The organism is Marinirhabdus gelatinilytica (genome assembly GCF_003353425.1).
Taxonomy (GTDB): domain Bacteria; phylum Bacteroidota; class Bacteroidia; order Flavobacteriales; family Flavobacteriaceae; genus Marinirhabdus; species Marinirhabdus gelatinilytica.
The window spans coordinates 51,514-64,753 of sequence record NZ_QRAO01000006.1 but is presented as its reverse complement, the minus strand read 5'-3'; the positions used below and the strand labels follow the sequence as shown (position 1 = coordinate 64,753).

The 13,240-nt window shown below is 39.9% G+C and carries 15 protein-coding genes; 1 reads left to right on the top strand and 14 read right to left on the bottom strand.

Translation table 11 applies throughout. The features are described 5' to 3' along the window. Window positions 1-10 precede the first annotated feature (10 nt). From egtB to C8D94_RS13870, 3 genes are all read right to left on the bottom strand, one after another. Window positions 11-1,171, bottom strand: a complete 1,161-nt coding sequence (gene egtB, locus C8D94_RS13880) for an ergothioneine biosynthesis protein EgtB (RefSeq protein WP_115124570.1) — start codon at window positions 1,169-1,171, stop codon at window positions 11-13. A gap of 111 nt (window positions 1,172-1,282) precedes the next feature. Beyond that, window positions 1,283-1,717 carry an energy transducer TonB gene (locus C8D94_RS13875; protein WP_115124569.1) on the bottom strand — a complete coding sequence of 145 codons (435 nt, stop codon included), beginning with the start codon at window positions 1,715-1,717 and terminating at the stop codon, window positions 1,283-1,285. A gap of 22 nt (window positions 1,718-1,739) precedes the next feature. After that, a complete protein-coding gene (locus C8D94_RS13870; RefSeq protein ID WP_115124568.1) occupies window positions 1,740-2,591 on the bottom strand; it encodes a thymidylate synthase in 852 nt (283 codons plus the stop codon). A gap of 142 nt (window positions 2,592-2,733) precedes the next feature. Between C8D94_RS13870 and C8D94_RS13865 the strand changes: the two genes are divergently transcribed. Continuing rightward, entirely contained in the window at window positions 2,734-3,099 is a 366-nt protein-coding gene (locus tag C8D94_RS13865; protein WP_115124567.1) for a hypothetical protein, read from the top strand. Here C8D94_RS13865 and C8D94_RS13860 read toward each other — a convergent pair. From C8D94_RS13860 to C8D94_RS13810, 11 genes are all read right to left on the bottom strand, one after another. Next, window positions 3,096-4,847, bottom strand: coding sequence for a NupC/NupG family nucleoside CNT transporter (locus tag C8D94_RS13860; RefSeq protein ID WP_115124566.1), 1,752 nt, complete (start codon window positions 4,845-4,847; stop codon window positions 3,096-3,098). The genes C8D94_RS13865 and C8D94_RS13860 overlap by 4 nt on opposite strands. A gap of 19 nt (window positions 4,848-4,866) precedes the next feature. Continuing rightward, entirely contained in the window at window positions 4,867-5,493 is a 627-nt protein-coding gene (locus tag C8D94_RS13855) for a bifunctional nuclease family protein (RefSeq protein ID WP_115124565.1), read from the bottom strand. A gap of 201 nt (window positions 5,494-5,694) precedes the next feature. Continuing rightward, window positions 5,695-6,663, bottom strand: coding sequence for an electron transfer flavoprotein subunit alpha/FixB family protein (locus C8D94_RS13850; RefSeq protein WP_115124564.1), 969 nt, complete (start codon window positions 6,661-6,663; stop codon window positions 5,695-5,697). A 116-nt stretch (window positions 6,664-6,779) separates the two neighbouring features. Beyond that, window positions 6,780-7,520 carry an electron transfer flavoprotein subunit beta/FixA family protein gene (locus C8D94_RS13845; RefSeq protein WP_115124563.1) on the bottom strand — a complete coding sequence of 247 codons (741 nt, stop codon included), beginning with the start codon at window positions 7,518-7,520 and terminating at the stop codon, window positions 6,780-6,782. A gap of 194 nt (window positions 7,521-7,714) precedes the next feature. Continuing rightward, complete coding sequence (locus C8D94_RS13840; protein ID WP_115124562.1) at window positions 7,715-8,011, bottom strand: hypothetical protein; 297 nt, start codon at window positions 8,009-8,011, stop codon at window positions 7,715-7,717. A gap of 66 nt (window positions 8,012-8,077) precedes the next feature. Continuing rightward, window positions 8,078-9,202, bottom strand: coding sequence for a T9SS type A sorting domain-containing protein (locus C8D94_RS13835; RefSeq protein ID WP_115124561.1), 1,125 nt, complete (start codon window positions 9,200-9,202; stop codon window positions 8,078-8,080). Window positions 9,203-9,204: 2 nt separating this feature from the next. Then, window positions 9,205-9,534 carry a hypothetical protein gene (locus C8D94_RS13830; RefSeq protein ID WP_115124560.1) on the bottom strand — a complete coding sequence of 110 codons (330 nt, stop codon included), beginning with the start codon at window positions 9,532-9,534 and terminating at the stop codon, window positions 9,205-9,207. 10 nt (window positions 9,535-9,544) lie between these two features. Further along, window positions 9,545-9,880 (bottom strand): hypothetical protein, encoded by a 336-nt coding sequence (locus tag C8D94_RS13825; RefSeq protein WP_115124559.1) that lies wholly within the window; start codon window positions 9,878-9,880, stop codon window positions 9,545-9,547. A gap of 6 nt (window positions 9,881-9,886) precedes the next feature. Further along, window positions 9,887-10,459 (bottom strand): hypothetical protein, encoded by a 573-nt coding sequence (locus C8D94_RS13820; protein ID WP_115124558.1) that lies wholly within the window; start codon window positions 10,457-10,459, stop codon window positions 9,887-9,889. 97 nt (window positions 10,460-10,556) lie between these two features. Further along, complete coding sequence (locus C8D94_RS13815; protein WP_115124557.1) at window positions 10,557-11,357, bottom strand: response regulator transcription factor; 801 nt, start codon at window positions 11,355-11,357, stop codon at window positions 10,557-10,559. A 10-nt stretch (window positions 11,358-11,367) separates the two neighbouring features. Next, a complete protein-coding gene (locus C8D94_RS13810; protein ID WP_115124556.1) occupies window positions 11,368-13,227 on the bottom strand; it encodes a histidine kinase dimerization/phosphoacceptor domain -containing protein in 1,860 nt (619 codons plus the stop codon). Window positions 13,228-13,240: the final 13 nt, after the last annotated feature.

Genomic DNA, 13,240 nt, shown 5'->3' with positions numbered 1-13,240 from the left:
AGTATGGGATTTATTTTACAAGTCTTATACCGGTATATTGCCACCGCAGGTTGGCTTGGAAAAAGTTTCGATAGGTAGGCCTTGTGTGGTTGGGCGGTGTTACTACAGAGCCGCCCCTAAGCACTTTCTGGTTCACCATAAACTTACCGTTGTACTCACCAATAGCACCGGGTGCTTTAGTATATCCAGGATAAGGTAGGTAGGCACTCTCGGTCCATTCCCATCGCTTTCCCCAGTTTAATCGTTGTTGTGCTACTTCCCATTCAAACTCTGTGGGGAGACGGTGTCCTTTCCACTGTGCATAGGCAAAAGCTTCGTAATAGGAGACGTGGCAAAGCGGTGCCTTTGGATCGATGGGTTTGAGGCCTTGTAACGTATAGTGATGCCAGTCCCCGTTGACCTTGTGCCAATACATAGGATGTGCATGGTTTTCTTCTTTTACCCACTCCCAGCCGTCTGCATGCCAGTAGTTGAAATCTTGATAGCCCCCAGCTTCAATAAACTCTATAAACGCTCCATTGGTGACCAGTTTGTTGGAAATCTCAAAATCTTGGATATACGTTTTGTGTCTTCCCAACTCATTGTCATAACAAAAAGTGTCTTTGTTGTGTCCTATCTCATAAACACCCTCAGTAAAGGAAAGCCACTCTTGGGTTTCGGTTTGTGGTGTATGTTCCTTAAAATCGTTGCTGTATTTGGGAAGCAGGGGATTGTTGCCAAGAATATATTTAATGTCGGTCATCAATAACTCCTGATGTTGTTTTTCGTGATGGATTCCTATCTGGATCAATTCTTCTATTTCTGCTGAAATTTCAGTAGCCAGAAGCTCTTTTATTTCATTGGTCACATAGTGCCTATAATCGTAAACCTTGGCAACTCCAGGTCTTGAAAGGTTTCCACGGTTGCTACGTACCACACGCTCGCCCAAGGTTTCGTAATAACTGTTGAAAACATAGGCAAAATCCTCGTGGAAAAGTTTGTAGTTGGGCTTGTGGTGCTTCAGTATAAATTCTTCAAAAAACCAAGTGGTGTGTCCTAAGTGCCACTTTGGGGGGGAGACATCCATAGCGGGCTGTACCACGTAGTCTTCGATTTCCAGAGGCTTGCAAAGGGTTTCGGTATGGTTCCTGGTATCAGTAAAGAGATCTAAGAGTGTTTGTGTGTCAATCATAAAAAAAGTGTAAAAACGTAAATGTTTCTACACTTTAAATATACGGTTTATAGATGTTTTTTTCTGAAACCTATACCGTTAAACCCGTGTTAAACTAGGGTTTTTGATATGCTATCTGCCTGTCTTAAAGGTGATTGGCACAATGTATTGGATGGCTCTTGGTTTTCCTCCCATCATACCTGGTTTTTCCATCTTAGGAATTAAGCTAATATTTCGCTTAGCCTCTGCTTGCAAAGCTGGGGTGCCGCCTGTTACTTTTTTTATATCCACCAATCCTTCTTCAGTGATATAAAATTCTACAACTACGCGCCCTTGTTCATTCTTCTTATAGGAATCTTTAGGGTATTTGAAGTTTTTTGCAATGTGGGTTGCTAACTTTTGTTTGAAACAAGTGTCCTTTAGAGAGCCGGTTTGCGACTCGCACCCTGGCCAAACAGGGGCTATTTCTTTAAGGGTAAGTTTGTTCTTTTCCATGTCTCCCCACTCTCTTTGGGCCAAAAGGGTGGTGCTGAAAAGTAAACTGAAGATAATAACTGCGTATTTCATAAAAGGAATTAATTTTTTGGGGTTAAATCGCAACGGCACCTTTAATGTGCGGATGTGGATTGTAATCTACCAGTGTAAAGTCATCAAATTTAAAGCCAAAGATATCTTTTACATTTGGATTTAACAACATTTTTGGTAATGGGCGGGGTTCCCGAGACAATTGTAACTCCAATTGTTCGAAATGGTTGCTGTAAATATGGGCGTCTCCAAAGGTATGGACAAAGTCCCCAACTTGGTAGCCACATACCTGTGCCATCATCATTGTGAGCAATGCGTAAGAAGCTATATTAAAAGGAACTCCCAGAAAAATATCGGCGCTACGTTGGTACAGTTGGCAAGATAGCTTTCGGGTACTTTCGTCTCCTTCAACCTCGGGTGCGCTAACATAAAACTGAAAGAATGCATGGCAAGGAGGAAGCGCAGCTTTTCCTTTGGCTACGTTTTCAGAAAAAGGGATGGATGTATTGGGCATCACGCTGGGATTCCAAGCGCTTACCAACATTCTTCGGCTATCTGGATTGGTTTTTAAGGTCTTGATGATTTCCGAGATCTGGTCTATCTCTTCACTGTTCCAGTTTCGCCATTGGTGGCCATATACAGGACCTAGATCGCCGTTTTCGTCTGCCCATTCGTTCCAGATTCGCACTCCGTTTTCTTGCAGATATTTAATATTGGTGTCTCCGTTCAAAAACCACAATAATTCATAGATAATAGATTTTAAGTGCAGTTTTTTGGTGGTGACCATAGGGAACCCTTCCCTTAAGTCGAAGCGCATCTGGTACCCAAAAACACTCTTGGTGCCAGTCCCTGTCCGGTCGTTTTTTTCATTTCCGTTTTCTAGTACGTGTTTAACTAGGTCGTGGTATTGCTTCATCTCTCTCCTTGTTTTTTAAGGCTTTAAATGTAAAAAAGAAGGGTGTTACTTGTAACTGAAATTTGTTGGATTTATTACAAGTTATCAACGAATGTATGTTTGTTAAAAATTTCTTAAATTGCATTAGTGAAAGCTAACGCTTATGAAAACTACTTACAAAACGCCTCACGGCCCTATGGACTGTTACTCTAATTACTTGGTCTTTAGACTGGAGGGTGATGGTATCTCTGAAATTTCAGCTAAAGAAATTATGCAATATGCATATAACCATTATGGAAGGAACCCTTTTGTTTTTATCTCAAATCGTGAGTTTGCCTCAAACATAGACCCAAAGGCGTACAATGCCATAGACCCTAAGTTAATGATCGGGCTTGCTATAGTTTCTGCAGAAGAAGCAGTAAAGCAGGAAGCGTTTAATGAGCAGAAATTGTTTGAAGGTTCCTTTAGTTATTTTAAAACTGTTGAAGAAGCCATGGGTTGGGCCGATACGGTCGTGAAAAACCATTAGCCAATCAACATTCCAGCAATGGTAGCAGTGAGCAATGCTGCAACCGTACCACCAATAAGCGCTTTAATACCAAATTTGGCCAAGGTGGTTCTTTGTTTGGGCGCTAAGACCCCTATCCCCCCAATCTGGATTCCTATAGAGGCAAAATTCGCAAATCCGCAAAGGGCATAGGTCGCAATTACGATAGACCTATAATTTGTAATCGCGCCAGCTTGCTTCAATTCGCTCAACGAAGCATACGCATAGAATTCGTTTAAAATGGTTTTTTCACCCAAGAGTTGCCCGATCACTACAATGTCTTCGGCAGGGACGCCAATGATCCAAGCTACCGGTGCAAAGATATTCCCCAAAATGTATTGTAGCGAGAAACTATCGTACCTACCTTCGGTTGCTGATGCAATTACATCGTTGAGGCCAGTGGGAGCGCCAATGAGATCGGCAGTGATCCAGTTAAAAACAGCAATCACTGCTGTAAATACCAATAGCATGGCACCTACGTTAACGGCTAGTTTTAGTCCTTCGGTAGTCCCCCTGGAAATAGCATCTAGGATATTGGTTCCAATTTTTTCCTTGCTTATGTTCAGTTTTTTATCTACCGTTTCGGTTTCGGGATAGAGCATCTTTGCAATGATTATAGCTGCAGGGGCCGACATAATAGAAGCCGTTAACAGGTGTTTCGCAAAAATTATTTTTTCAGCATCACTATCACCGCCCAAAAAGGCAATGAAAGCTGCCAGGACCCCACCAGCAATGGTAGCCATGCCGCCTACCATAAGGCAGAGCATTTCAGACTTTGTCATTCGGTCCAAGTAGGGTTTAACCACGAGGGGTGCTTCAGTCTGGCCTATAAAAATGTTTGCTGCCGCCGCAAGACTCTCGGCTCCGGAAAGACGCATGGTCTTGCTCATGACCCATGCAAATGCTTTTACGAACAATTGTAAAATACCCAGATAGTAGAGTAGTGAGGTAAATGCCGAAAAGAACACAATCGTGGGCAGTACCTTAAAAGCAAAGATGTACCCAAAGGTATCCATATCTGTCCCTAATCCGCCAAATAGAAACTCTGCACCTTTTTCGCTGAAATTTAAGAAGGTAACCACTTTATCGCTTATCCAATCAAAAACAGAGGCAACTAGCGGTACCTTTAGTACGAGTAGCGCAAAGATGATTTGCAACGCGAGCCCAGTACCCACCAATTGCCAATTAATGTGCTTTCGGTTGCTGCTCAATAAAAAACAAACAAGCAGCAAAAAAACCATCCCAATGATACCGCGATAAATACTCTTTAATGTTATTCCTACGCCTTTGGTAACGTCCAGTGCAATATTGCTCTTGTCGTTGCCCTCTAATTTCTGGGATGAGGTGGAGAGGTCCGAAATTTCAGTTTCCGAAGGAGCTGTAAAGTGGTATGTAATATTGTTTTCGGTAAAACTTAGTTCGGTATCTGTGAGCTGTGAAATCCTGTAACGCCGTATGGTGTCTTGTGGCTTGTTGTAAAAAAGGACTAATAAATTATTCTGAAATATATAATCTCCCGAAGCTTGTAGGCTATCCTTTGCCAATAGTTGGTATTCAAAAGCTCCTTCACTTAGGGTGAAAGTATCGTTCTCAGAAATGCTGAAAAGTGACTTTCCTGAAGCATCCTCAATGGATGAAAAGTTCCAATCCCTCTCTATGGACTGTCCAAAAAAACTTGCTGTGCAACCTAAAAGGGTTATGAATAGAATGATTTTCTGAAAGTGTTTCATACAAAAAACAAGTAGGGCTTTAGGAGCGTTTGGAGATTTCGTCCCTTAGTTGGGCAGCTCTTTCGTAATCTTCATTGGAGACAGACTCGTCCAACATTTCGTTAAGTTCCTTAAGGGTGTACTTTGAAAAATCCTGTGCTTTGGGCGGTTTGGATTCTGCATCCTCTCCCAGTATGAGTTCTTCCAGGATGGTTTCCTCCTTTTTTGAAATTTTCTTCTTTTTTGAAGGTGCAGATTTAAGATAGATACCTGCTTTTTCCAAAATGGCCTTGTAGGTAAAAATAGGTGCCTTGAACCTTAGGGCCAATGCTATGGCATCGCTGGTGCGGGCATCTATTATTTCTTCCAGTCCTTCCCGCTCGCATATAATACTAGAGTAAAAAACACCATCTACCAGTTTGTGGATGATCACCTGTTTTACCACGATACCGAACCTATCTGAAAAATTCTTGAACAGGTCGTGGGTAAGCGGGCGAGGGGGCTTGATTTCTTTTTCCAATGCGATGGCTATGGACTGCGCCTCAAAAGCACCGATTACTATAGGTAGTTTACGCTCGCCTCCTTCTTCGTTCAAGATAAGGGCGTAAGCGCCATTTTGTGTTTGGCTATAGGAAATACCTTTTATGTTTAATTTAACGAGGCTCATTTGCTGTGGTAAGAAACAAAAATACCATAATAAATGGAAATGGAAATGGAAAAAGCGCTAAAGCCACCGTTTAAAAATTTCGGTAACAATGTGCACATTCGACTTTGCATATTGGGCTTACTAAAAAAGCCACCTTAAAAAGATGGCTATATTTCTGGTCACTGTCCCAATCTTCCTTGAGAGGAAGAAAAGAGGTTGTGGTTAATTGTTTTGCGCTTTAAATTCTTTAAGCTTTTCCACCAATTGTGGTACTACCTCAAACGCATCACCTACAATACCATAGTCCGCAGCCTTAAAGAACGGGGCTTCGGGGTCGTTGTTTATTACAACTTTGGTCTTGGAGGCGTTTATTCCTGCCAAGTGCTGGATAGCCCCAGAGATACCAATTGCGATATACAAATTAGACGCTACAGGTTTTCCTGTTTGCCCAACGTGCTCGCTATGTGGTCTCCAACCCATATCACTAACAGGTTTTGAGCAGGCAGTTGCTGCACCAAGGGTTTCGGCCAGCTCTTCGATCATTCCCCAATTTTCGGGACCTTTGAGTCCGCGACCTGCTGAAACTACTATTTCGGCATCGGCAATGGTTACCTTGTCTGTTGCTTTATCTACTGAGACTACCTCTGTTGAGAAGTCGTCTTCAGAAAGTGTTGGCGAGAAAGCTTCGGTGGTGGCTGACGTTTCGTTTTCCTTTATTCCGAAGGCGTTTTTACCCAAACCTACAATTTTAACATTGGTGTTTATTTCGGTATTACTGAAGGCTTTGTTGGTAAACACACTGTGCTTTACGGTAAAAGGCGAACTGGAGGAAGGAAGTTCTGTTACGTTGGGAACGTAGCCAGCTTCAAGGTTCACAGCTACCAAGGGTGCCATAAACTTACTATTGGCACTGGAGGTTAACACCACCACCTGTGCATCTTCCTGCTTAGCGGCCTGTGCAATTACATCGGCATAAGCTTCAGCATTAAAGTTGTTCAATTTATCGTTGGAAACCTCAAGTACTTTTGAAGCGCCAAATTTCCCTAATTCTGAAGTATCGTTAGCGTTTACAGCTAGAGCAGTAACGCTGGTTCCCATCATATCTGCAATTCCCTTTGCATAGGAAACAGCTTCGTGGGCAATTTTTTTAAATGATCCGTTTTCGGATTCTGTATATACTAATATGCTCATAAAATTTATTTCTAGTTAATTCCCCCTTTGAAGGGGGCTAGGGGGATGTAAATTTAGTTTACTTCATAAGACACACCCCTCTAACTCCCCTCAAGGGGAGAAAAAAATTGTTATTTTCAAATTACTTTTGCTTCGTTGTGTAATAAGTTGACCAATTCATCCACACTATCCACCAGTTTTACATCTCCTTTCGGAGCTGGTTTTTCAAAAGAGTTGGTATTGGTTTCAGCATTTGCGTCAACTGGTTCCTTTACGTGCAAGGGTTTGCTACGTGCTTGCATAATACCTCGCATATTTGGGATGCGAAGGTCGCTTTCCTCCACCAATCCTTTTTGGCCACCCACTACTAATGGAAGTTTTGTTTTTATGGTTTCCTTACCGCCGTCTATCTCACGGATTGCCGTTGCGCTGTCGCCTTCAACCTCTAGGTTGATGCAGGTATTCACAAAATTGGCATCTAGCATCTTGGCAACCATACCTGGTACCATCCCTCCGTTATAATCAATACTTTCACGACCCCCTATAACGAGATCGTAGCCGCCTTCCTTTACAACGTTTGCCAATTGTTTTGCAACGCTGTACCCGTCGGTTGCTGGGGTATTCACTCGAATGGCTTCATCGGCTCCAATGGCCAATGCCTTTCTCAAGGTCGGTTCGGTTTCTGGGCCACCCACGTTCACAACGTGTACGCTGGCTCCTTGTTTTTCCTTGAACCACATAGCGCGGGTAAGGCCAAACTCATCGTTCGGGTTGATTACAAACTGAACCCCGTTCGTGTCGAACTTGGTATCGCCATCGGTAAAGTTTATCTTGGAAGTTGTATCTGGTACGTGGCTTATGCACACTAGAATCTTCATATTTCTATCTGTTTTTTGAGTAAAAATTAAGGATGCCAAAGATAGCGAATATTATTCAGAAATGCTATGCATGCATAGTAAAATTTTGATAAACAAAAAACCACACCTATTACATCTCCTCAAATGGTCTAGGTGTGGTTTAGTGGACTAAAAATCTGGTTTGGTTAGTTTTTTACAAACTTTTTAGTGATGGCTTATTTCTTATAGTAGGTTCTAGAATTTCCACTGGGGTATGTTATAATCATAGTATCACCAACTATTTCAAAAGGGAATGATGAGTTACTTACTATCTCGTTAAGTATTCCATTTCTACCATCAAATGTATATGTACCGTCGAAAAAAGGTTCTCCCGGATCTTTAAATGTGTATTCTGTATTACTTGTAAATGTATAAATACCATCTTCTTCAGTATCGCCTTCCCAAGTTGTGTTTACTAATATATTATCTCGATTTTCTTCGGGATTGTCATCATCACTTTTACAGGAGTTCATTAGTAAGGGGAGCGTTAAGAATAATAAGAATATTTTAAATTTCATAACTGTATTTTTTATGATGTTTTATTGTTTTAAAAATTTATGGGTGGTTGTACCTTGATTAGTTTTCATGATTATAAAGTAAAGCCCCGTGCTTAAATTAGAAACATCGACGCAGCTATTTTGAAAGTCTGCAGGGTATGTTTGCCCTTGAAGGTTGGAAATTATTACATTGTCAACATCAATGCTTGCAGTAGTATTTATATTTAATTTTGTTATTGCTGGATTGGGGTAAATCGAAATTTCAATAGGAGTCATATCTTCTGTTCCCAAAAACATACAGTCTTCACTAAATGTAACACCTGGGTCAAATTCCCAGCTGGGAGGTACATTTCCTGGGATTCCAGGGTCTACTTGTATACAGGTGAGATTTGGGCAACTTGTTGTTCTAAATGTCGAAATCAATGGGTTATTTCCATTTTGTATATTGAGTATGGTAAGTTGTGGATTTTCTCTTAAGTCGATGCTGCTAATATTAACGTTTTCAGAAAAATCGATTTCCTCTAGGGAATTCTCATTTGCAAAAACTCTAGTGATATTTAAATTTTGACTTAGGTCTATAGACGAAAGGTTGTTATAACCAATTATTAATTTTTCTAAAAGATTATTTTGTTGTAAATCTATAGTAGCTATCATATTAAAGTTTAGGTACAATTCTTTAAGAGATGCGTTGTTCGTGATGTCAAGGTCTTGCAGCTCACAGGATTCACAGAAGAATAGCTCTAAATTTGTTAGATTCGAAATGTCAACTGCCCCCAACGGATTATTTGCCAAGCTCAATACTTCCAAGTTTATATTATTTGAAAGGTCTAAATTCGTTAGTTCATTTCCTTGAATATCTAAAAATGTAATTTGTATATTATTAGAAAGATCTATGTTTGATATATTGTTATTGTCGGCACTTAGAGATACAATATTTGTAAAAGCTTCAATGCCAGTTGGATTGGAGATTGATTGACCAATAATGTTTAAACTGCTGGAAAAATCATTTGCTTCGCTCACCTGTATTTCTCCATCACTATTTGTGTCTATAATGGGGTTGTGATTTAATAGCGCAGTTTTAAAGTTAGCATCAGGGATGTTTACTATTTGAGCGTTTACTAAAGAGGTTAAATATATCGCAAATAAAATAGACATGAGGTGTTTCATAATTATTGAATTTTAAAGTATGTTCTTGGATTTGTGTTTATTGTGTCTGTAACAGTCATTATAGTTCCTGAGACTCCAAAATTTGCGGTGAATCCTGTTTCTTCCATCAGTACCCCTTGGCGACCGTCGAAACTATAATTTCCATCCACAAATGGTTCTCCAGGATCCTTAAATGTGTATTCAGTATTGCTTGTAAAGGTGTAAATACCATCCTCGACTCTTTCACCCTCCCAAGTTGTGTTGACTAAAATATTGTCATTGTTTAACGGATCATCATCTTTTTTACAAGATAGTAGTGCTAAAAAAATAAATGCGGTTAGTAAATATTTCATAGTATGTGTTTTAGTTTTTCTTGAATATATAATTCTGTAATATCATAGCGTTATCATTTCCACCACCACCAGATGTCCCAATCAATTCATAACCATATTTTTTAATATCGTTCAATATTTTCGAGATGATTTTGAAGTTGTTTTTGTGAAATTTTTCCAACTCAATTTTTTCTATGTTGTTATCTCCTCTGTCTATGAGTATCATGCTTTGATTTGCGGAATCTCCTCCTTGGCACTCTATTACCCTAACTATTATATATGGGTCAGTTGGATTTTGATTAACAATTGCATTGGATGGGATTGCAAGAAATAAAACAGCAATTAGTGTGATTAAGGTAGTTTTCATAATTTTTTATTTTAAAGTATTTAAAAAACATTCGAATTGTTCTTTCATTTTCCGTTTAGCTCTTTTGTTAGGTTTATCCTGTACTATAGAGCCACCTTCTTCTTTTTCAATTCGATACATTTCTAAAAAATTTTCAGAAAGTATTTTTGCTTCTTCAATTGTAATTTTACCATTCAACTCAAAAATTTGATAATAACTTCCAAAAGTGCTCTTTTCATTCTTTATTACATTGTCAGTGGTAAATTGGATTAAACTATTTTCAGTTTTTAAAAGAATTCGTTCTCCGGCTTGATGTGTCTTATCGAGTATTGCTGCATTTTTCGCTAAAACAATGTAGTTTATGTAAACAGTGGCATTTATAAGAGTATCGCCCTTGTCCCTATCGTTGAGATAAAGCATAGTATCATGTCCAATCTTGTTGCCCAATGATGTTTGGCCTCCGATTTTACCACCCCAACCTTCAACTTTTTCATTTGTCATTTCATCAACTTTCGACAGCGAGGGTTTGCATTTTTGTGCCAAAACGTTCTGGCAGAAAGTTGACAATAAAAATAAAGTAAGGAGTAGATAACGTTTCATTTTGATAAGTTTAAGGTTTCACGCCCCTAAAACTCAACAAATGAAAACGTATAAAAAACAAAAAATGAAAACTAACCCCAATCCTATGAAAATCTGCCTAGCGGAGCTTGTGGTATAGCAGGCGGATGCGGTTTTCCACCTCGGCCTTGTAGGTCTTGGAGATGTGGTACACGGTTTTACCTATCTTTAAACGGGTGCCGTTAATGCGGCCGTCCAAAATATCCTCGCTTAAGTTCACGATCTCGCTCTCGTTGACGCGGGCAAAAGGTAGGGGAAGCTGTGTTGCTATCTCCGTTAGGGAAACAGGAAGATAATAAGATTTTTTGTTGTGGGTCTCCACCCGCACATAGTTGGGTTTGAGCTTTTCGCCAGAAGCATTCTTAGTGGTGAGCTTCACGATTTCTTGATAGGGGACAGGCACTTCGGAAACTGCATCTTTTGCCTGTTGTTTTAGGTCGCTTATATACCCAGTGTAGCAAAATAGGGAGTTTTTGGTCTCGCCATCTTTTGCCTCATTGCAACGCGAAAGTACCGTTTGTATCGTGCGCAGCAACTCCTTGGTGTCCAGGTGCGGTTTGGTCTTCACCATAAAATGCTCGTGCTTGGTAGCAAGGCCTTTGTGAAAGGTCTCGTCATCTTGATAGTCGGTCACGTAGATAAACGGGATGCTGTACTTAGATGAAAGTGTCTCCCCCAGGTCCAATCCGGTCTTGGTTCCCTCCAGGTCTATATCCAATAGCGCAATATCTGGCTTTTTTTTGTGGATGGCCTCCAGAGCAGAATCATAGGATGGTGTGTAGCTTGAAACACTGTAATTTTCTTCTTTCAGGAACATTGCCAGACGTTTGTATAGCATAGCTTTGTCTTCAACCAATAAAATATGTGCCTTGGGCTTCATAAGTATGTATCTATTTGGATAATGTTATGATTACTGAAACGCCATTCTCATTTTTTATACTGAAATTTCCTTTGTGTTCCAACGCCAATAAGCGCATGGTGTCTATCCCAAAGGAATTAAGCTCCTCCACCGTGAAATCTTCGGGAAGTCCCACGCCGTTGTCACTCATGTGTAATGTGAGTACATCGTTTTGTGCTGTTAACGAGATAAATATAGTACCTTTTTTGTATTTCGGAAATGCATATTTTAGGGAATTGGTTATAAATTCATTTACGATGATCCCTATGGGAAAGGAAGTGCCGGCCTCCAAGTACAGTTGCTCTTCAATTTCCGTTTTGAAAGTTATGTGGCCGGAAGGATAGGTGTTCTTGGCGTTTTCCACGAGGCTTTGCAAATATTTATCAGCGTGAACCCGTGTTACATCTTGGGTGTTGAAAAGTTGCTGGTGTACCGTGAACATGCTGGCAATCCTGTTCTGTAGGTCATTCAGTTTTTCGTGATAGGCGGGATCGTTGAATTTTCCTTTGGCAAGACTTATAAAAAGATCGATAAATGAGAGATTGTTCTTTAAACGGTGGTGCAGTTCTTTTTGTAGCAGTTCGATTTTATTTTTTTGTTGCTCAATGGTTTTCCTGTCTTTCTTTTCTTTCTGAAATTTTCTAAACAAAACAAACCCAACCAGAATGGCAGATACCAATAGAGCCATAATGAGAATTTCTCTTTGTTGCTTTTCGGCCAAGTTCTGTGCGGTAATCGCTATTTCCTCTTTTTGCCGTGCTATTTCAAGTTCCTGTTCCTTGGCCTGAAATTTTGCAACGGTATAATCGTTTATGGATTTTTGTTTGGCCCTTGAAAGGCTGTCGGAAAGAAATATATACCTATTTGCTTGTAATTTGTTCGCTCTGTCCAAAGATATAATATGTGCCAATGCTTCCATTTCTGAATATGGACTCTTAATTTTTTGTTTGGCAATGGTAAATGCATTCTGTGCGTGCGTGTACGCCATTGGTTCATCGATCTCTCTATAATAAGTTGAAAGATGGATGTTTGAAGCGAAAATACCGGACCAATCATTTATTTTTTGTCTAGTGTTGTGTGCTTCGTTCAACAACTGAACCGCTTCGTTATAGTTGCCAGTTTTGTGAAGCGCAAACCCTAGATTGCTTTTAATACGAGCTTCTAAACCTTCTGACGAGGGCAACGATTTGTCAGCTAACGCTGTCCTGTACACTTCAATGGCTTTTTCAAAATTGCCTTGGTCTTTATGGTTTACTCCTAGATTGTTTTTTATTTTGAGGACTTCATTCTCGTTATTTGTATATCTCAACGCATTGGTGTAGGCGTTTTCGGCTATATCAAATTCAAAATTATCAGAAGAAGCATTCGCTAAGCATATATGCAGTTTATATAGATTGACACTATCTTTTAGTATTGCTGCTGCTTCTATTCCTTGTACAGCGGTTTTCTGGGCTTCTTTATAATCTCCAATTTTGGTTAAAATATTAGCTTTATTTACACTTAACTTGGCTTGGTAACTTTGATTGCTTGATGCTTTGGCCAATGCAATTCCAAGGGAGTAGTGTTTCAGTGCATTATACGGTTCATCTATTCTTTCGTTGTAAAATGCTTGTCTATGGATCCCTTGTAACCATTTAGCGGTGTCCTTCAACTTTTCTCCATAGGCCGCCAGTTTGTGGGCCATTTGCAACGCAGCTTTGTAGTCCCCTTTTTTTGCTAGGATTTTGTTTTTCTGAAGTAAATTTTCAAATACAGTGTCCTGATCATTTTCAACTAGGTTCTGTGAAAATAAAGCTCCTGTAAAGAGCAAGAGGCACACAATTGTAAGTATTGAGGATATCCAACCAACCATAATGCTAATATAG